The 19,960-nt window shown below is 36.6% G+C and carries 14 protein-coding genes and 1 pseudogene; 9 read left to right on the top strand and 6 right to left on the bottom strand.

Annotation, left to right across the window (positions count from 1 at the left end; translation table 11 throughout):
- Window positions 1–365: 365 nt before the first annotated feature.
- The 4 genes from AC0UMU_RS12510 to AC0UMU_RS12495 all read right to left on the bottom strand — a co-directional run bounded on the left by AC0UMU_RS12510 (window position 366) and on the right by AC0UMU_RS12495 (window position 3,929).
- Window positions 366–1,127: a CDGSH iron-sulfur domain-containing protein gene (locus tag AC0UMU_RS12510; protein WP_022389630.1), complete on the bottom strand. Its 762-nt coding sequence runs from the start codon at window positions 1,125–1,127 to the stop codon at window positions 366–368.
- A gap of 63 nt (window positions 1,128–1,190) precedes the next feature.
- Complete coding sequence (locus AC0UMU_RS12505) at window positions 1,191–1,955, bottom strand: MBL fold metallo-hydrolase (protein ID WP_122304259.1); 765 nt, start codon at window positions 1,953–1,955, stop codon at window positions 1,191–1,193.
- Window positions 1,956–1,971: 16 nt separating this feature from the next.
- On the bottom strand, window positions 1,972–2,982 hold the full coding sequence (gene murB / locus AC0UMU_RS12500) for a UDP-N-acetylmuramate dehydrogenase (protein WP_009317000.1): 1,011 nt from the start codon (window positions 2,980–2,982) through the stop codon (window positions 1,972–1,974).
- A gap of 17 nt (window positions 2,983–2,999) precedes the next feature.
- Entirely contained in the window at window positions 3,000–3,929 is a 930-nt protein-coding gene (locus tag AC0UMU_RS12495; RefSeq protein ID WP_039927629.1) for a hypothetical protein, read from the bottom strand.
- A 138-nt stretch (window positions 3,930–4,067) separates the two neighbouring features.
- Here AC0UMU_RS12495 and AC0UMU_RS12490 point away from each other — a divergent pair, with 138 nt between their 5' ends.
- The 6 genes and pseudogenes from AC0UMU_RS12490 (at window position 4,068) to bioD (ending at window position 9,860) form a co-directional block, all read left to right on the top strand.
- Entirely contained in the window at window positions 4,068–4,448 is a 381-nt protein-coding gene (locus tag AC0UMU_RS12490; RefSeq protein ID WP_022389632.1) for a hypothetical protein, read from the top strand.
- A pseudogene (bioA, locus tag AC0UMU_RS12485) lies at window positions 4,445–6,683 on the top strand (adenosylmethionine--8-amino-7-oxononanoate transaminase). The gene AC0UMU_RS12490 and the pseudogene bioA overlap by 4 nt, the downstream one beginning before the upstream one ends.
- A 4-nt stretch (window positions 6,684–6,687) precedes the next feature.
- Window positions 6,688–7,854 carry an aminotransferase class I/II-fold pyridoxal phosphate-dependent enzyme gene (locus AC0UMU_RS12480; RefSeq protein WP_009316995.1) on the top strand — a complete coding sequence of 389 codons (1,167 nt, stop codon included), beginning with the start codon at window positions 6,688–6,690 and terminating at the stop codon, window positions 7,852–7,854.
- Window positions 7,851–8,483, top strand: a complete 633-nt coding sequence (locus tag AC0UMU_RS12475) for a pimeloyl-ACP methyl esterase BioG family protein (protein ID WP_009316994.1) — start codon at window positions 7,851–7,853, stop codon at window positions 8,481–8,483. Before AC0UMU_RS12480 ends, AC0UMU_RS12475 begins: the two co-directional genes overlap by 4 nt.
- A complete protein-coding gene (gene bioC, locus AC0UMU_RS12470) occupies window positions 8,473–9,222 on the top strand; it encodes a malonyl-ACP O-methyltransferase BioC (protein WP_009316993.1) in 750 nt (249 codons plus the stop codon). Before AC0UMU_RS12475 ends, bioC begins: the two co-directional genes overlap by 11 nt.
- On the top strand, window positions 9,216–9,860 hold the full coding sequence (gene bioD, locus AC0UMU_RS12465; protein ID WP_087879769.1) for a dethiobiotin synthase: 645 nt from the start codon (window positions 9,216–9,218) through the stop codon (window positions 9,858–9,860). Before bioC ends, bioD begins: the two co-directional genes overlap by 7 nt.
- 59 nt (window positions 9,861–9,919) lie before the next feature.
- Here bioD and AC0UMU_RS12460 read toward each other — a convergent pair whose 3' ends face one another.
- Complete coding sequence (locus AC0UMU_RS12460) at window positions 9,920–11,161, bottom strand: tetratricopeptide repeat protein (protein ID WP_009316989.1); 1,242 nt, start codon at window positions 11,159–11,161, stop codon at window positions 9,920–9,922.
- A gap of 36 nt (window positions 11,162–11,197) precedes the next feature.
- The gene (gyrA, locus tag AC0UMU_RS12455) at window positions 11,198–13,729 is read right to left on the bottom strand and encodes a DNA gyrase subunit A (protein ID WP_009316987.1); all 2,532 of its coding nucleotides are present in this window, start codon (window positions 13,727–13,729) and stop codon (window positions 11,198–11,200) included.
- Between the two features lie 308 nt (window positions 13,730–14,037).
- Between gyrA and AC0UMU_RS12450 the strand changes: the two genes are divergently transcribed.
- The 3 genes from AC0UMU_RS12450 to mgrA all read left to right on the top strand — a co-directional run bounded on the left by AC0UMU_RS12450 (window position 14,038) and on the right by mgrA (window position 19,831).
- Window positions 14,038–16,563: an ATP-dependent Clp protease ATP-binding subunit gene (locus AC0UMU_RS12450; RefSeq protein ID WP_009316984.1), complete on the top strand. Its 2,526-nt coding sequence runs from the start codon at window positions 14,038–14,040 to the stop codon at window positions 16,561–16,563.
- A gap of 107 nt (window positions 16,564–16,670) precedes the next feature.
- On the top strand, window positions 16,671–18,722 hold the full coding sequence (gene htpG, locus AC0UMU_RS12445; protein WP_022389634.1) for a molecular chaperone HtpG: 2,052 nt from the start codon (window positions 16,671–16,673) through the stop codon (window positions 18,720–18,722).
- Between the two features lie 116 nt (window positions 18,723–18,838).
- Complete coding sequence (gene mgrA, locus AC0UMU_RS12440) at window positions 18,839–19,831, top strand: L-glyceraldehyde 3-phosphate reductase (RefSeq protein WP_022602739.1); 993 nt, start codon at window positions 18,839–18,841, stop codon at window positions 19,829–19,831.
- Window positions 19,832–19,960 lie beyond the last annotated feature (129 nt).

Genomic DNA, 19,960 nt, shown 5'->3' with positions numbered 1-19,960 from the left:
TCTATCGACTTTATATGCCATCTTACTTTTTAGGGACATTTACTGAATATCCCTAGTTACAATCTATAACTTTTCGGAGGGGACATTTTAGTTTTGACACACCCCCTTTTAGAACCAGTCTTAATTTTCCAATAAGAAAATATTACCAGATCATTTTTGTATTTTCTTTTGGTCTTTTTCCCCGTTTTTAATCATCAAATAGCCCGTTATCATCTTTGCAAAAACAGAAAAATATCCTCGAAAGAGTATCCTCAAAACAGCCCCAAACAAAACTTTAATAAGTTCTTATACCCCTACTTTAGAGCTGTTTATCCATCCCTACACGTCTCATAGTCCGGAACGGAAAAACATACTTGAAAATAGAACTACCATTCTTCTTTACCGGCTTCTAAAGGCAAATTATCTCTAAAATGCATAGAAGCGTGAGTCCCGTCACAAAAAGGTTTATTGGAAGATTGACCACAACGGCACAAAGTAACTCTATTTCTAATCTCATAGCTACTTCCGTCAGCACTCTCAACACGAATTCCACCTTTCACCCATATAGGACCACTTACCTTGATTCCGGGATCCTCTATAATCCCAATTGAAGGATCAAACGACGGTTCAAAAACTTTTTTTGTTTTTTTATCCCATACAACCAAGCGTCCAGCTGGACAATGACCAGCCTCATGTTTGACAAGGTCTATTTCATCTTGAGTTTTCGCAGTCTGTACAATATTCCAGATACGACCGTATGCATCACAAAAACGAGCAAAAGCACAATATTTCTCATTATCGGCCAATACCATTGCCGGACCTTCGAACAGTTCGGCATCTTCCAATAAAGGACGTTTGTCGCTTGTTTCTTCCGGATTCCAGTCCGCTTTAGAATGAGAACCATCGCAAAAAGGTTTTTTACAAGATTCACCACAACGACAAAGTGCCGTATATTCACCTTCGGTCTTGTAATGACGTCCTTTTTTATAAACCCAAGAAGCTCCATCTTCATTAGGCATAATAATTTCTTGATCAATAGGGGGATTTCCATATACTAAATATGGTCCGTCTGCTAAAATTTTAATGTAAAACATCTCTGGAGCAGCAGAAGTTCCTATCTCCACGTTCGGTTCAGTTGTCTTTTTCATAAAAAACTTTTTAGAATTGAATTACTTTGATAAAACAACTGAAGTTATAGATTAGTTGTTCGTTTATATATATTCCGTGTCGATTAGTAATCCATCATGGGCGAAATATACATTCTCAGGTAATTTTTTCGATTCCACTTCATGTAATCCCATATGGTGGCTCATATGAATAAGATAAGCTCTTTCGGGCTTTACACGTTTTATGAGACTCAATGCCATGTCTAATGTCTGATGAGATATATGTTCTGTATGACGCAATGCATTAATAATTAATATTTTAACATCTTTTATTTTCTCCATCTCTTCCTCCGAGATATATAACATATCCGTAATATAGGCCACATCTTCAATACGATAACCTAATATGGGAAGTTTATAATGCATTACTCGAATCGGTATTACAGAGATATCCTGTACGCAAAACGGATCTGTGCCAATCTCATTTAGATTAAGACTTGCAACACCCGGATAAGGATGTTCGACAAAACAATAAGGTATTCTTGCCCTTATCGCATCTGCAACCCAAGGCTCTAAAAAGACATCCACAGAATGCTCTTTACAAAAAACTCGCAACTCATCTAAACCACTCGTATGATCATAATGTACATGGGTTAATAAAACCGCATCGATCTTTTCTGTATGACTGCATAACATCTGTTGCCGAAAATCCGGACCACAATCTATTAAAATATTTTTACCCTTTATTGTAAACAACGCCGATGTCCTTAATCTTCGGTCTCTCGGATCGTTCGAAGAACAAACTTCACAATGGCATGCAATTTCAGGTACTCCGGTCGATGTCCCTGTTCCTAAAAATTTAATTTGCATAATATTCCGGCAGAAACTATATATAATTTACTTCAGGTTTAATTGTTATTCCATAAAGAGATTTTACAGAATCAACTATATTTTGAGCCAAATCTATAATATCCTTTGCTACAGCATTATCTTTATTTATTAATACTAAACACTGTTTATCATGTACTGCTGCTCCTCCCAACATTTTATTTTTCCACCCGGCTTTATCAATAAGCCATGCTGCCGGGACTTTCACAGACTGGGTATCAACTGGATAAAACGGTATTTCCGGATATTTTTCTTTTAACAGATTGTATTGAGAAACAGGAATGACCGGATTCATAAAAAAACTACCGGCATTTCCATAATCGTCAGGATCGGGAAGTTTCGATTTTCTAATTTCTATCACAGTATCCCTTATAGTTTGCAAATTAATATTTTTATTGCCGATAGCATGACGAAGATTCCCATAATCAAGATGATAAACCGGATTTTTTCGGAGCAAATATATCACCGATGTTATAATATATTTACCTTTCATTTCTTTCTTGAATATGCTGTCTCTATATCCATACATACACTCTGCCGTCGTAAAAGTCCGTTCTTTGCCTGTTGCCACCTCAATCGCCTCTACTTGCAGAATAATATCTTTCACTTCAACACCATAAGCTCCGATATTCTGGACGGCACTTGCTCCGACTTCTCCGGGAATTAATGATAAGTTTTCTGCTCCACCCCATCCATTACTTACCGAATATTTAACAAAATCGTCCCAAACCACTCCTGAACCGGCTTTTACAGTTACATATTCAGAAGTTTCCGATACCACTTCGATGAATTTTATTTTCGAATGTAATATTACTCCTTCATAATCGGATGTAAACAATAAATTACTACCTCCCCCGATTTGCAAGAATGGATTCTCTCTCAATAAATCGGTTTTTAATAAGTCTATCAACTCTTCTATTGATTGATATTCGGCAAACCACCGGGCTGAAACAGATAAATGAAATGTATGTAATTGTTGCAGAGATTTATTCTCTTCTATTGTTATCATAAGGTAAATTTTAAAATTTATAATCTGAAGTCCGTCAAAATCCCGTCTTCAAAAAAAAGATAACTTCCAGTATTATAGAACCATTGTTCTTTCAGTCCCCCATAAGTGGGTATTCTTCTCACATCATTAGGCCGGCCTAATGACAAACGACACTCATCCTTTGTCATCCCTTTCATTACTTTAGACTTAGTTATAAGATCCCAATTTACATCAGAGATTGTTTTATACAGATTCCTCGGGTTATCAAAACTAAAAAGTCTGTCAAACGTCGTATATTGTGTCGCTAATGTTTCCGGGAATAAAGTACCTAATACATTTGCCGTATTTCCGACATTATCCTCAAAAACAAACTTTATCGGTAATACCTTATCTCCGGGCAATATATCTTTGATCACCACCGGAACGAATTTATGACCTCCTATTTCCACACCGTTCTCATCATACCAAATAGATGTTTTGATATATAAAGTCTTTCCTATCAACATTTTCCGGGCTTTCAGTACATCCTCTTCAGCAACCATGTCAGGCAGTAAAGGTTTATAATCGCTATCCTTTATCTCTTTTATAGTCTTTTCGGTTCTATACTGGTATTTTATCCCCTCACAATCAAAAATCAATACAGCATACTGCGCCTGTCCGAGTATGGATTTTTCAATCATACCTTCGAATGTGAAAATCTTATTTTTAAATGAGACATGTGTCGGAACTGTATCCTGTTCCGGCTTTAATAAAAGAGAAAGGTCATCGCTAACATAGATAAATCGTCGACCTTTACTCCATTCGGCACACCTTTTTTCTTCAAAATTATTTTTAACAAACAATTCCTCGGCACTCGGTTTTGCCTCTTCTATTTTATCTTTTTTCCGTTTAGCAAAAAGAGGTTCACCACAAAAGGACTCTATTACTCCCAATAAAACAATAATATATATACAAGTTCTCAATTTCATTGAATATTCAAATATCAATTTATGCATCAAATATAAGAAGAATGTGACGAAAACACATGCAAAGTTTTATTAAATCCTGCAATTAAAAGAAAGACAAAAGACTTCTTTTTATAGTTATTTCTATTACATTTGCAACCGATGACTTTAGACATAAAAAATATTTCGAGAACCATTCGTTTCCGTCGTTGGAGTCGAAATCAATTTGCCGCATTTCAAAGTATCGGGAAATGTGTAAATATCGGATGTGTATGTAAATCAATCATCGATATTTCCTTGAAAAAACAAAAAGGTATTCTCTATACACCAGAGAAAAGCGGCTTTACTTGCCACTCGGAAGTTGATGAAAATGATGGAGATACCCCTCCAAATACTTCATTTTTATTCAAAAAATCAGAGATATTGCCTGTTATCCCATCAAACGATATTCCTTATTGTATTTATTTTCTATTATACCAAATAGAGACCGAAGACTACTGTCTATCACGTAGTTTCCGGTCTTTTTTTTATAAAAAAATATGATCAAAAAATTAAAAGACAAAGTCCTATCAGGGGGACATTTATCGGAAAGAGAAGCATTCTCTTTGCTTAAAACCACAGATAAAGAAGCTTTATATAAAGCCTCAGGAGAAATTACAAAACATTTTTGTAAGAACAAATTCGATATGTGTTCCATTATAAACGCCCGCTCCGGGAAATGCCCGGAAGATTGTAAATGGTGTGCACAATCCGGGCATTACAAAACCCAGATCAATACATATTCCCTTATTGATCGAGAAGAGTGTAAGAAACAAGCTTCTCAGGTATTCCAACAGAAAATACATCATTTAGGATTAGTTACAAGCGGACGTAAAGTTCAAGGAGAACTATTAACTCGGGTATGCGACTTATACAAACATATATCAAGCATTAATACAAATACTCGTTTTTGCGCATCATTAGGCCTTTTGGATAAACAAGAATTATCATTACTCTTGGCCGCTGGGGTAAAACGGTATCACTGCAACTTAGAGACTGCTCCCTCCTATTTTCCGACTTTGTGTTCTACCCATACTCAAGAAGAAAAAATAAAAACAATTCGTACTGCACAAGAAATTGGAATGGAAGTTTGTTCCGGGGGAATAATAGGCATGGGAGAAACAGCAGAACAAAGGATAGAATTGGCTTTTACTTTGAAACAACTGAACATACATTCAATACCTATCAATATATTACAGCCCATACCCGGTACACCATTAGAACAGACCGCACCATTATCTCCAGACGAGATACTCACGACTATCGCACTCTTTCGCTTTATTAATCCCGACGCATATTTACGTTTAGCCGGAGGAAGGGCGCAGTTGTCTCAAGACACACTGAAAAAAGCGTTAATGATCGGTATCAATTCTTCTATCGTCGGAGATATGTTGACGACTGTGGGTTCTAAAGTAGCCGAAGATAAAAAACTATTTACCAATTGCGGATATTCTATTGACAATGAATATGAAAACGAATAATTTTGACAGAGAACATTTATGGCATCCTTATACATCTGCATCAAATCCCATACCTACGTATGAAGTAGAGCGGGCAGACGGGGTATATATTCAACTAAAAAACGGGAAAAAGCTAATTGACGGAATGTCTTCTTGGTGGGCTGCCGTACACGGCTACAATCATCCAGTCCTAAATCGAGCAGCACAAGAACAATTGTCTAAAATGTCCCATATCATGTTCGGAGGATTAACTCATAGTCCGGCAATAGAATTGGGGAAAAAGCTATTGACGTTAGTCCCTGAAGAACTCCAGAAGATATTCTATTGTGATTCAGGATCTGTGGCTGTAGAAGTAGCTCTTAAAATGGCTGTGCAATATTGGTATGCTCAAGGGAAAAATAAAAAAACAAATTTTGTTACTATTCGGTCGGGATATCACGGTGATACATGGAATGCCATGTCGGTTTGTGATCCTGTGACAGGCATGCACTCTATTTTCGGGAGTTCACTTCCCCACCGATATTTCGTACCTTCACCAAGCTGTCGTTTTTACGATGATTGGGATGAAAATTGTATTGTGCCATTAAAAGAATGTATAAAAGCTCATCATGAAAATATTGCAGCATTGATTTTAGAACCGATAGTACAAGGTGCTGGAGGAATGAAATTTTATCATCCTCAATATCTAAAAGCGGCAAAAAAACTCTGTGAGGAATATCACCTTTTATTAATATTCGATGAGATAGCTACCGGATTCGGTCGTACAGGAAAACTTTTTGCTTGCGAACACGCTAATGTTTCTCCAGATATTATGTGCATCGGTAAAGCCTTAACCGGAGGATACCTTACAATGGCCGCCGTATTATCGACAAATCACGTAGCTGATGTAATCTCTTCCGGGTTTCCTGGTGTCTTTATGCACGGACCGACTTTTATGGGAAATCCTTTAGCTTGTGCAATATCTCTTTCTTCTGTCAACCTATTATTAGAAAACAACTGGGAAATACAGGTTAAAGGTATTGAAGCTCAATTAAAAAAAGCTCTCTCTCCTGCCAAAGAATATTCCCAAGTCGCAGATGTCCGCATATTAGGCGCTATCGGAGTCATTGAAATGAAAGAGGTTGTCGACATGTCTAAGATACAATGTCAGTTTGTCGAACATGGTGTCTGGGTAAGACCTTTTGGCAAATTAGTATATATTATGCCTCCATACATCATCAATCCCGATCAATTAACTCAACTGACATCAGCGTTATTAAGTGTAGTAAGCAAACAATAAAACGATGAAAGACAAATATTTTAAGGACAGGCTAAAAGAAATAGAAAGTTCCGGAAACCTAAGGAGGTTGCAAATAATAACCAATAGTGAAAAAGGTGTTATTGTAGGAAATAAAGAGTTTACCAATCTTACTTCCAATGATTATTTGGGTATCGCAACAGACGGCCATTTATATTCCGAGTTTTTAGAAAACTTAAAAGAATCCGATTTACAGTTTTCCGCATCTTCGTCCCGATTACAAACCGGTAATTACGAAGATCATATTGTTTTAGAAAAACGTTTGGCTGAATTATTTCATTCAGAGTCAGCATTAGTATTCAACAGCGGTTATCATGCAAATACGGGAATCCTTCCGGCAGTAACAACATCCCGCTCAATGATACTTGCCGACAAGTTAGTACATGCAAGTATTATTGACGGCATCCGTCTTAGTCAAGCAAAATGTATTCGTTTCAAGCACAATGATTATCGACAACTTGAACGCCTCATACAACAAGCCGGAGAGCACCATGACCGCATAATTATTGTTACGGAAAGCATTTTCAGTATGGACGGAGATGAATCGGATTTACGAACATTGGTCCGATTTAAACAAAAATATCCGGCAATTATGCTTTATATAGACGAAGCGCATGCAATCGGTGTACGGGGAAACAACGGACTGGGTTGTTGTGAAGAACACAATATTATCGAACATATCGATTTTTTAATCGGTACATTCGGAAAGGCGCTGGGATCTTGCGGAGCATTCTTGATTTGCAATAAGACAATGCGAGAATATCTTATTAATACAATGAGGACATTTATTTTTACAACAGCACTACCTCCGATCAATCTCAAATGGACTCTTTTTACACTGAACAAAGCCATTGGCATGAATAGCCGACGAGAACATATAAAAAAAATCTCAAACTTGTTAAAAAAAGAACTCAGTTCGGAAAATCGGGAATTACAAAGTAGCAGCCATATTATACCTTATATCACAGGTTCTTCAGAGTCGGCACATAATGCGGCAAAAGAACTCCAAAAACAAGGATTTTATGTCCTTCCGGTACGTCCTCCGACAGTCCCTGATGGAACAGCAAGAATACGGCTCTCTCTAACTGCAAATTGTACAGAAGAAGAAATAAATCGATTAATATACTGTATCAGGAATTTATCAAAATCATGAAACAATACTTTACAAAACAAGAAAATAATAAGTCTCTGATTTTATTCTTCACAGGTTGGGGCATGGATCAAAATACCTTATCTATCAATAAGAAGGATTTCGACACTTGCATCTGTTTCGATTATACGGATATAGATTTCGAAAAATCTCATTATAAAAATTATCAAGCAATCGATGTGTATGGATGGTCGATGGGGGTATGGGCCGCATCTTATACTTTACAGAATTGTAACTTACCTATTCGGAAAAGTGTCGCAATAAACGGAACGATTTTTCCGATAGAAAAAGAAAGAGGCATAGATCCGATAATTTTCCAAAAAACAATAGATTTATTGAACGAACAGAGCTTACTAAAGTTTAATAAACGAATGTGTGGAAGTAAAGAGAATTTTCAGTTTTTTATAAAGCACTCTTCCCTCAGATCTATTGAAAGCCTAAAACAAGAATTAATCTCTATACAATCAATGGTTAAAAAAGATATGACATCAACCTTCCAATGGGATAAAGCGATAATAGGAATGCGTGATTTTATTTTTCCAACAAAGAATCAACTAAAAGCATGGAGAAAAATAAAATACGAAATTATAGATGAAGCCCATTTTTTAGATTTTAATAAATATGTCGATTAATAAACAACAAATAAGAAAATCATTTACAAAGGCTATCTCCACATATGAACAAGAAGCCTTTGTCCAATATCAAATAGCAACGGAATTATGCCGATTGTTATCTGTATATTCAGACCATCCTATATCTTCAATTTTAGAAATCGGATGCGGAACAGGCTTCTTCACACGATTATTACGTACCAGTTTTCCTTCTGCAACTATTACTGCAAACGATCTTTGTTCTGAAGTTGTCAATTATATTCCCGATGACATAAAATTTATTTCCGGAGATATGGAAACAATTAATTTTCCGGATAAATACGATCTGATAGCCGGATCATCTGCTATACAATGGCTGGAGAATCTTCCATTATTTTCAGAAAAAATGAACCGTACTCTTTCAGAGAAAGGGCTTGTAGCGATTTCGACATTCGGAGAGAAAAACCTCACAGAAATAAAACAAATTACCGACATCGGCTTATCTTACTTTACAGAACCAGATTTAGAGCATATTATTTCTTCTTCATTTCAGATTATCAAAATGAAAGAAGAGATCAAAACTGTTTATTTTCCATCACCTAAAGATGTACTATTGCATTTAAAACGTTCAGGTGTCAATGGTATCACCTCAGAAAAATGGACAAAATCTGATTTATTGTATTTTACAAATCAATACAATAAGCTGTTCAAATCAAACTACGGAGTTTCGTTAACATATCACCCGATCTATATAATTGCATCAAAAAAACAGAAATCATGAAAGGAATTTATTTTATTAGCGGTATCGATACGAACATCGGAAAATCAATAGCAACCGGATGGCTTGCCGGACAACTGCTAAATCAGAATGTAAAAGTCATCACGCAAAAATTAGTACAAACAGGAAACAAAGAATACTCAGAGGATATTGAACTTCATAGAAAGATTATGAAAATAGAAATGCTTCCGGAAGATATTTCAAAACTGACAGCACCAGTAATCTTCAGTTATCCTTCATCGCCCCATCTTGCAGCAAAGATTGACAAAAAAGAATTGGATATTGATGCAATAACCTTGTCAAGTAAAATTTTAAAGGAAAGATATGATGTAGTTCTGTTAGAAGGTGCAGGAGGGCTCATGGTTCCCCTTACTCCCGATTTACTGACGATCGATTACATATCCCAACAAAATTATCCCATAATATTAGTGACTTCCGGTAGATTAGGAAGCATAAACCATACACTCTTAAGTCTTGAAGCTATTAAAAATAGAAATTTGAAATTATATTCTGTTATATACAACCTCTCTCCCTATACGGATGAAGTCATTGTTCAAGACTCTTTAAAAATAATAGATCAATATATACGCAAAAATTTTCCCGAAGCTTTTCTAATACAAATGCCGGAGGTTACTATATAATAAAAGAGCGGGGACAGATCACATTCTGTCTCCGCTCTTTTGTCAATGACTTATTATTTTTATTCAGATGCATTCATTTCAGCTTCTATTTTCTTTAAATTAGCTTCATCACCCAAATTATAATATATGCCTCTTAATGCAATCATATATTCGCTTTCATCAGGTTTCATCGAATGAGCTTTTTCATAATATGGAAGAGCTTTTTTATATGCAACCAGCACAACTTCATCCCTTACTTTCTGATATTCTGCATCATTTTTAATCAAGCTGGCTTCATTACTTGCCGTTACAGCCTTATTAAAATAAATACGTCCCATCTCTCCATAAGCCTCGGCATAATCTGGTTTTACAGATATTGCTTTTTCTAAACATTGCACTGCATTTGCTTCATCTTTCTTATTTTCATAATATAGAACAGCCAAAACTTTCCAATACTCAGCAATGTTAGGATTAGCTTCCAACGCTTTTTTCAAATAAGCTATCGCATCATCACCTTTTCCCGTATAAATACATAAGTTAATCAATTGAGACATAAACTGATATTTAGGATCATTTGCCTTCTCACCTAAAACCTCGACAGCCTCCTTCAATGTATTAAACTGGTTTACAGTATCTTTTTCTTGACTATATGCATAAACTAAATAATAATAAATATCCTGAATTTCATAGTTGTCTTTTTTGGCTTCATTCAATGCTTTAATCGCCAACTTATTATCTTTTGTTTGAAAAGCTGCTAAAGCAGCATAGTATCTGATCTGCATATAGGAACTGTCCGTTGCATTCAGAGTTTCTTTGGCCATGAAATTCAACTTGGGAATATCTTGATATATCTCCCACATTTTATAAGCCTTTTTATAATCTTTTTCATTATAAAAATAAGCTCCGGCACTCCAGAAATGAGGTTGATTGTTCTTAATCGTATTCTTGATATCTTTCAGATATTTAGATTTCACTTTCCCTTTTTCATTCGGCATCGTATCCAACTTTGCCGCTACCAAATATTTTTCATAAGAATCCAACAAAGCGTTATACATATTTTTCTCATTTACACTTTGTTTTATAAGAGTCTTATTGTAATCGCTTTCAAAACTCTTATTTTCAATAAAACCTGCCACATACCAAGTCTTTGCAAGATCCTTAGTATCCGGATTCTTTAAAGCTTCATTAATGGACTTACGAGCCTCGCCAAAATTAGGTTTTGGCATCTTTGCTTCATTAAATGCCGCATTCACATTCTTCATTTGAGCAAAAACGCTTCCGGCAAATAGACATATACCTGCTGTCAATAGAACCTTTTTCATTTTTTTCACGTTTTAGGATTAGAAGTATAAATTAATTTATTCTGTTGTTTCCGAAGCCTCAGCTTCATTTATTTCAGATGCCGAATCTATATTTTCTGAATTAGAAGAATCCGATTCAGTTTCTGACAAAACTTTACATACAGATGCAATTTCATCATTTCGCTTTTCAAGATTAATCAGCCGAACTCCTTGCGTTGCACGCCCCATAATCCTGACATCAGCAACTTTCATTCGTAAAGTAATCCCCGATTTATTGATAATAACCAAGTCATTTTCATCGGTAACACTCTTGATCGCAACCAAATTCCCGGTTTTTTCTGTAATATTCAAAGTCTTCACGCCTTTACCGCCACGGTTAGTAATACGATAATCTTCTATTTCAGAGCGTTTACCATATCCTTGTTCGGAAACGACCATTACAGTTTCTTTTTCCGGATCTTTGATACAAATCATTCCGATTACTTCGTCATCTCCTGTTTCGTCAAGCGTCATACCACGAACCCCGGTTGCTGTACGCCCCATTTCTCTAACCGTACTTTCATGGAAACGAATGGCACGACCATGTTTATTCGCCATAATAATTTGGCTGTCACCTGTCGTTAGACGAACTTGGATTACTTGATCATCTTCCCGTATGGTAATTGCATTCACACCATTTTGACGAGGCCGAGAATATGCTTCAAGCTTCGTTTTCTTGATCACACCTTTACGTGTGCAGAACAATAAATTATGAGACATATTGTATTCGGGATCTTGCAATTGCTTAACCCGTATAAAGGCATTAACTTTATCATCGGCATCAATATTCAACATATTTTGAATAGCACGGCCTTTAGAATTCTTAGCGCCCTCCGGAATCTCATATACTTTTAACCAATAACACTTCCCTTTCTGTGTAAAGAAAAGCATATAGTTATGCATCGAAGCCGGATAAATATATTCTATAAAGTCTTCTTCCCTCGTTTCACTTCCTTTTGCTCCGACTCCTCCCCTATTTTGAGCACGAAACTCCGAAAGAGGAGTCCGCTTAATATACCCTAAGTGAGAAATGGTAATAATCATTTCGTCATCGGCATAGAAATCTTCTGCATTAAATTCTTCCGAAGCATAGATGATTTCCGTTTTCCGGTCATCCCCATATTTTTCTTTAATCTCTACCAATTCATCTTTTACAACCTGCATACAGACAGAATCATCAGACAAGATACGATTGTAATAGGCTATTAACTCCATAAGAGCTTTATATTCTTCACGAAGTTTATCTTGTTCCAAACCTGTCAATTGGCGCAAGCGCATATCCACGATAGCTCTTGACTGCGCATCCGTAAGACCAAAACGTTCGATTAAACGTTCGCGAGCTTCATCCGGACTTTTTGAAGAACGTATAATTTGAATTACTTCGTCTATATGATCACAAGCAATAATGAGTCCTTCAAGAATATGAGCTTTTTTCTCGGCTTCTCTCAATTCGAACTGCGTACGACGAACAACAACTTCATGACGATGATCGATGAACGCTTCTATCAACTGCTTCAAATTAAGCACTTGTGGACGTCCGTTTACCAATGCGATATTATTGACACTGAACGAAGATTGTAATGCAGTAAGCTTATACAATTTGTTAAGTACAACGCTCGAATTAGCATCTTTCTTGATATCGATGACGATACGCATTCCTGCTCGGTCAGACTCGTCATTAATATTAGATATGCCATCCAATCGTTTTTCTTCTACGAGATCGGCAATATTCTTAATTAACTCCGCTTTATTGACCAAATAAGGAATTTCGGTAACAACAATTTTCTCTTTATTTCCCTCCGTTTCAATCTCTGCCTTGGCACGGATAACGATACGCCCCCGTCCGGTCTCAAAGGCTTCTTTTACTCCAGAATAACCATATATATATCCGCCAGTAGGGAAATCGGGAGCTTTGATATAGTGCATCAAATCTGCGATTTCCATTTCCCGATTGTCTATTAATGCGATAGTCGCATTAATGGCTTCTGTCAGATTATGCGGAGGCATATTGGTAGCCATACCTACTGCAATACCGGATGCTCCATTTATCAACAAATTAGGAATCCGCGTCGGCAAAACCTGAGGTTCTTTTAATGTATCATCAAAATTGTTTTGGAAATCAACGGTTTCTTTATCTATATCCCGCAACATTTCTTCGGCTAATCTTGATAATCGGGCCTCCGTGTAACGCATGGCAGCCGGGCTATCTCCATCTACCGATCCGAAATTACCCTGCCCATCCACCAATGGATAACGTAAAGACCATTCCTGAGCCATACGTACCATTGCAAAATATACAGAAGAATCGCCATGAGGGTGGTATTTCCCTAATACTTCACCAACGATTCTGGCAGATTTCTTATACGGTTTATTAGATGTATTCCCGAGTTCGTTCATTCCGAACAGTACACGACGGTGTACAGGTTTGAAACCATCTCTCACATCGGGAAGAGCACGAGCGACAATCACAGACATCGAATAATCGATATATGATTTTTTCATCTCGTTCTCAATGTTAATTTTTAAAATTCTATCCTCCTGGTCAATCATTTTTAAAAGATTGGTTAATACATTTACTTGTTTTGAAAAAACTGCACTAAATTACAACATTCTTCCCGATTAGAAAAATTTTTTCAACCGGAAATAATACAAGAAGATTTCTAATTTCACAATTTTAGGACAGATCTTTTCGTTCATGATTTCCTCGATAATTTCAAGCGTATCAAAAATCAAAAATAATGGCATACTATTTGTATTAAATACCTATAATATATGTTGTACGAAAACAAGGTTTACACATATTCATTTTATATTTGTATTGTAAATTACCGAATAAAGAAGAAAGGAAGATCAACTACATGGAAAGAAACTTTTCACAAAGAGTTAAAGATGTTCTTGGATATAGCCGAGAAGAAGCCGAACGCTTACAAAACTCATATATCGGTCCGGAACACCTTTTGCTGGGAATCCTGAGAGACGGTTCTGGAAAAGCCATAGAGGCTTTGCGGCATCTCGGAGTCCAATTGGCCGAGCTGAAAGCTTCCGTTGAAAAAGATTTAAGATTATCAAACGATCATATTAATGCCGGAGATGAGATTACAATCAGCAAAAGCACGGACAAAGTATTAAAAATGAGCATCTTGGAGGCTCGAATTTTAAAGAGTGACACAACGGATACCGAACACCTTTTATTAGCAATACTAAAAGATCCCGATACGCCGGCTACACGTTCCCTAAAAGATTGTGATGTGACATATCAGGAAGTTATGGAATATTTTAAAATGGCCAAGCCTTTATCTGACACGCCATTAATGGGAGCTGAATTTGCAGATGATGACGATGATGAATTCGAAGAAGAAAAACGATATAAAAACGAACAGCAAAAAGCGACAACTTCTCCCGGAAAAACATCTGCTGATACACCGGTTCTCGATAATTTCGGTACTGACATGACAAAAGCAGCAGAAGAAAACCGATTAGATCCGGTTGTCGGCCGTGAGAAGGAAATCGAAAGGTTAGCTCAGGTCTTAAGTCGGCGCAAAAAAAATAATCCTGTATTGATAGGAGAACCGGGTGTCGGCAAATCTGCTATCGTAGAAGGTTTGGCTTTACGTATTATCCAAAGAAAAGTATCTCGTGTTTTATTCGATAAACGGGTTATATCTTTGGATATGGCCTCTATTGTTGCGGGAACTAAATATCGCGGACAATTTGAAGAACGTATTAAAGCTATATTGAACGAACTGACAAAGAATCCGGATATAATACTTTTTATAGACGAAATTCATACTATTGTAGGTGCTGGTGGCGCAACCGGAACTTTGGATGCGGCAAATATGTTAAAACCGGCTTTAGCTCGGGGCGAAATTCAATGCATAGGAGCTACGACATTAGATGAATACCGAAAAAGTATAGAAAAAGACGGTGCATTGGAACGGAGATTCCAAAAGATAATGGTAGATCCGACGACGCCAGAAGAGACATTACAAATATTAAATAACATTAAGGGCCGTTATGAAGACCATCATAATGTCTCCTACACACCGGAAGCATTAAAAGCTTGCGTAAAACTGACCGAACGTTATATCAGTGATCGTAATTTTCCGGATAAGGCCATAGATGCAATGGATGAAGCGGGTTCGCGTGTACATATATCAAATATCGTAGTACCTAAAGAAATAGAGACACTCGAAGCTCAAATAGAAACGATACGGGAAGAAAAAATAAAAGCCGTAAAATCCCAAAATTATGAATTAGCGGCAAGTTTTAGGGACAAAGAAAAAGATATTCAGGCTCAACTGGAAACTGCCAAGCAAAAATGGGAAGAAGAACTCCAAGAGCATCGAGAAATCGTAGACGAAGAAAAAATAGCAGAAGTAGTTGCAATGATGTCTGGAGTACCGGTACAGCGAATTGCCAGTGCAGAAAGCACCAAGTTATTACACATGGGTGATACTTTACGCCAAGCTATCATAGGACAGGACAATGCTGTAGATAAAATAGTAAAAGCTATCCGAAGAAACCGAGTTGGACTGAAAGATCCCAATAAACCGATCGGGACATTCATGTTCTTAGGTCCTACGGGTGTAGGGAAAACTCATCTGGCAAAAATACTGGCAGAATATCTGTTCGACTCTAAAGATGCTCTGATTCGAGTAGACATGAGCGAATACATGGAAAAATTCAGTGTATCCAGATTAATAGGCGCACCTCCCGGATATGTAGGATACGAAGAAGGAGGACAATTAACAGAGAAAGTCAGACGGAAACCTTATTCTGTAATTTTATTAGACGAGTTAGAAAAAGCTCATCCCGACGTATTCAATTTACTGCTGCAAGTAATGGATGAAGGACGATTGACAGATAGTTTAGGAAGGAAAGTCGATTTCAAAAATACGATTCTTATCATGACTTCCAACATAGGAACTCGTCAACTGAAGGACTTCGGACGAGGTGTCGGTTTCTCTACATCTGCTTCATTAGAGGATAAAGAATTTTCGAGAAGTATTATACAAAAAGCTTTGAACAAGGCGTTCTCTCCGGAATTTCTGAACCGTGTCGATGATATAATCATGTTTGACCAACTCGACAAAGAAGCAATCTATAAGATCATCGATCTCGAATTAAAAGGATTTTATCAAAGAATGCAAGCATTGGGCTATAAATTCACGTTGACCGATGCGGCAAAAGAATTCGTAGCCTCTAAGGGGTATGATATTCAGTTTGGAGCTCGCCCTTTAAAAAGAGCGATACAAAAATACTTGGAAGATGAGATTGCAGAGTTGATAATACGAGATTCAATAAAAGAAGGAGACACAATAATCATCGATTATGATAAGCAAGAAGAAAAGATCGTTTCTTCTGTACATAGCGACAAAGAATGACAAAATAATAATGAATAAGTCAAAATGTCAGACCGGTTGGTCTGGCATTTTTTTTGTTTTTCTACAAACGATTGTGATAAAATTTAACTTTAAAAAATAATATAGCTATGCAAAAAGGAACTATCGGGGTCACAACGGATAATATCTTCCCCATTATTAAAAAGTTCTTGTACAGTGATCACGAGATTTTTTTACGTGAACTCGTTTCGAATGCAGTAGATGCAACTCAAAAATTAAAGACCTTATCTTCTTTCGGAGATTTTAAAGGAGAATTAGGCGAAATGAACGTGAAAGTATCTATCGACAAAAAAGAAGGTACTCTTACAATATCGGATCATGGAATCGGAATGACAGCAGAAGAGATCGACAAATACATCAATCAAATTGCATTTTCCGGAGCTGAAGAATTTCTGAACAAGTATAAAAATGATGCCAATGCTATTATCGGGCATTTCGGTTTAGGATTTTATTCTTCTTTCATGGTCGCTAAGAAAGTAGAAATCAGAACTCTTTCTTATCAAGAAAACGCCAAACCTGTAATGTGGAGCTGCGATGGTTCTCCGGAATATACAATGTCTGAAATTGACAAAAAAGAACGCGGCACAGACATCGTGTTATATATTGATGATGAGAACAAAGAATTTCTCGAAGACTCAAAAATTGAGTCTTTATTGAAGAAATACTGCCGATTCCTTCCTGTTCCGGTCATTTTCGGTAAAGAACAAGAGTGGAAAGACGGTAAATATGTTGATACGGATAAGGATAAAATCATAAACGATACGACACCTGCATGGACAAAGAAACCGACAGAACTGACAGAAGAAGACTATCGTAAATTCTATCATGATTTATATCCCTCGTTAGATGAGCCTTTGTTTTGGATACATCTAAACGTTGATTATCCGTTCAAGCTGACAGGTATTCTTTATTTCCCAAAAATAAAGAATAACCTCGATATAAATAAAAACCGAATACAGCTTTACTCCAACCAAGTATTTGTTACCGACTCTGTAGAGGGAATCGTTCCTGATTTTTTAATGTTGTTGCAAGGGGTCATCGATTCACCTGATATTCCACTAAATGTTTCCAGGTCTTACCTGCAAAGCGATTCTAATGTCAAGAAGATTTCCACTTACATCACGAAAAAAGTTGCAGACAGACTTCAAGAAATATTCAATAACGAACGAAAACAATTCGAAGAAAAATGGGATGATATCAAGCTCTTCATCGAATACGGAATGCTGTCTGATGAAAAATTTTATGATCGGGCACAAAAATTCGCTTTATTAAAAGACACGGACAAAAAATATTATACGCTCGAAGAATATAAAACTCTGATCGAGGCGAATCAGACGGATAAAGACAAGAATTTGATATATATTTACGCTACAGATGCCGTTGCACAATACAGCTATATCGAGATAGCCAAATCTAAAGGCTATGATGTTTTATTGATGGATGGTCAACTGGACATTCATTTTATCGGACTACTTGAACAAAAATTAGAAAAAAGCCGTTTTGTGAGAGTTGATAGTGACATCATAGACAATCTTGTCCGGAAAAATGACAAAACCGAAGTTTCTTTAGATGCCGCTCAAAGAAATATGATGACCACAGTATTCAAATCTCAAATACCGACTTTGGAAAAAGCCGAATTTATGGTGATGTTTGAAGCTTTGGGAGAACAATCTCAGCCAGTCATTATAACCCAAAACGAGTTTATGCGCCGAATGAAAGACATGTCGGCCATGCAACCGGGAATGAATTTCTACGGAGAGATGCCTGACAGTTTCAATTTAATAATAAATACAGAACATCCTTTGTCTAAAAAAGTAATAGAAGAAACAGAAAAGGACTGTCATGCAGAAATAGAACCTATACAAAAAGAAATTAATGAACTGAATGATGCTATCGCCAAACTTCAGGAAGCATCGAAAGGGAAAAAAGACGAAGAGATTCCCGTTACTGAAAAAGAAGAACTTCGAAATAAAGAAAAAGAAGTCGACTCTTTACGGAAAAAAGAATCCGAACTACTTACACAGTATGCCAACAAACATAAGTTGGTTCGTCAATTAGTTGATTTGGCACTGTTATCCAACAATATGTTAAAAGGTGAAGCTTTAAGTCAGTTTATTAAACGATCCGTTGAAATGTTATAATGTTTTTTTTAACAGAGAAAGAGATTTCAGGAAAACTTGGAATCTCTTTTTTTATTAATATCACATCTTTACAAAAAAACACATATCTTTGTTCATTAACCTTCAAAATAACAATAATGGAAAATTACAAAGCATCCGATAACAGGTACGATACAATGACTTATCGCCGCTGTGGTAAAAGCGGACTATTGTTGCCTGCTATTTCTTTAGGATTATGGCATAATTTCGGAAGTGTAGATGTATTCAATAATTTCGTTCAAATTGCATATACAGCTTTCGATAACGGAATAACACATTTCGATCTGGCAAATAATTATGGCCCTACATACGGTTCGGCAGAAGAAAATTTCGGACAAATATTAAAAAAAGGATTAGGATTGTATAGAGACGAACTGATTATCTCTTCCAAAGCCGGATATGATATGTGGCCAGGACCTTATGGAAATTGGGGAAGCCGTAAATATTTGATGGCAAGTCTGGATCAAAGCTTGAAAAGAATGGGAATCGATTACGTCGATATATTTTATTCTCATCGCCCTGATCCGGAAACTCCGATAGAAGAAACTATGTGTGCCTTAGCTGACATGGTGCATCAAGGGAAAGCCCTATATGTAGGCATTTCGAATTATAATGCAGAGCAAACCCGAACAGCCATATCTGTTCTTAAAGAAATGAAAGTACCATGTCTGATACATCAAGCCCGGTATTCGATGTTCGATAGATGGGTAGAACCCGAGCTGCTACAACTCTTAGATGAAAACGGAGTAGGCATGATCGCATTTTCGCCATTAGCTCAAGGTCTACTGACAAATAAATATCTACATGGGATTCCTGAAAATTCAAGAGCGGCAAAATCTACCGGACATTTACGATCAGATCAAGTTACAGAAGATAAAATTGCTAAAATAAAATTGCTAAACGATTTAGCGGAACAAAGAGGACAAACTCTCGCAGAAATGGCATTAGCATGGCTATTAAAAGACAATCGGGTAACCAGTGTCATCATCGGGGCAAGCTCAGTAACTCAATTAAAAGATAATCTAAAAGCCCTAGATAACGCGGAGTTTACTCCTGACGAATTATGCGAAATAGAAAATATTCTAAAATAAACTGTAAATCGAGAACAAAAACAACGGACTTATTCAATTGCTTATACCAAGATACAACATTTATTCTACTAGAATTAGGAACATTCAGTAAATAGTATAAAATTAGCCAACTAATTCATACACAAAGTA

It is taken from the genome of Coprobacter fastidiosus, assembly GCF_982245605.1.
Note: the sequence above shows the minus strand (reverse complement) of the source record. Positions and strands in the feature narration are given on the sequence as shown.

Excerpts from the sequence above, each read along its gene's own strand:
- AC0UMU_RS12510 (WP_022389630.1), bottom strand. The coding sequence starts at position 1,127 with ATGAAAAAGACAACTGAACCGAACGTGGAGATAGGAACTTCTGCTGCT.
- AC0UMU_RS12505 (WP_122304259.1), bottom strand. The coding sequence starts at position 1,955 with ATGCAAATTAAATTTTTAGGAACAGGGACATCGACCGGAGTACCTGAA.
- murB (WP_009317000.1), bottom strand. The coding sequence starts at position 2,982 with ATGATAACAATAGAAGAGAATAAATCTCTGCAACAATTACATACATTT.
- AC0UMU_RS12495 (WP_039927629.1), bottom strand. The coding sequence starts at position 3,929 with ATGAAATTGAGAACTTGTATATATATTATTGTTTTATTGGGAGTAATA.
- AC0UMU_RS12490 (WP_022389632.1), top strand. The coding sequence starts at position 4,068 with ATGACTTTAGACATAAAAAATATTTCGAGAACCATTCGTTTCCGTCGT.
- AC0UMU_RS12480 (WP_009316995.1), top strand. The coding sequence starts at position 6,688 with ATGAAAGACAAATATTTTAAGGACAGGCTAAAAGAAATAGAAAGTTCC.
- AC0UMU_RS12475 (WP_009316994.1), top strand. The coding sequence starts at position 7,851 with ATGAAACAATACTTTACAAAACAAGAAAATAATAAGTCTCTGATTTTA.
- bioC (WP_009316993.1), top strand. The coding sequence starts at position 8,473 with ATGTCGATTAATAAACAACAAATAAGAAAATCATTTACAAAGGCTATC.
- AC0UMU_RS12460 (WP_009316989.1), bottom strand. The coding sequence starts at position 11,161 with ATGAAAAAGGTTCTATTGACAGCAGGTATATGTCTATTTGCCGGAAGC.
- gyrA (WP_009316987.1), bottom strand. The coding sequence starts at position 13,729 with ATGATTGACCAGGAGGATAGAATTTTAAAAATTAACATTGAGAACGAG.
- AC0UMU_RS12450 (WP_009316984.1), top strand. The coding sequence starts at position 14,038 with ATGGAAAGAAACTTTTCACAAAGAGTTAAAGATGTTCTTGGATATAGC.
- htpG (WP_022389634.1), top strand. The coding sequence starts at position 16,671 with ATGCAAAAAGGAACTATCGGGGTCACAACGGATAATATCTTCCCCATT.
- mgrA (WP_022602739.1), top strand. The coding sequence starts at position 18,839 with ATGGAAAATTACAAAGCATCCGATAACAGGTACGATACAATGACTTAT.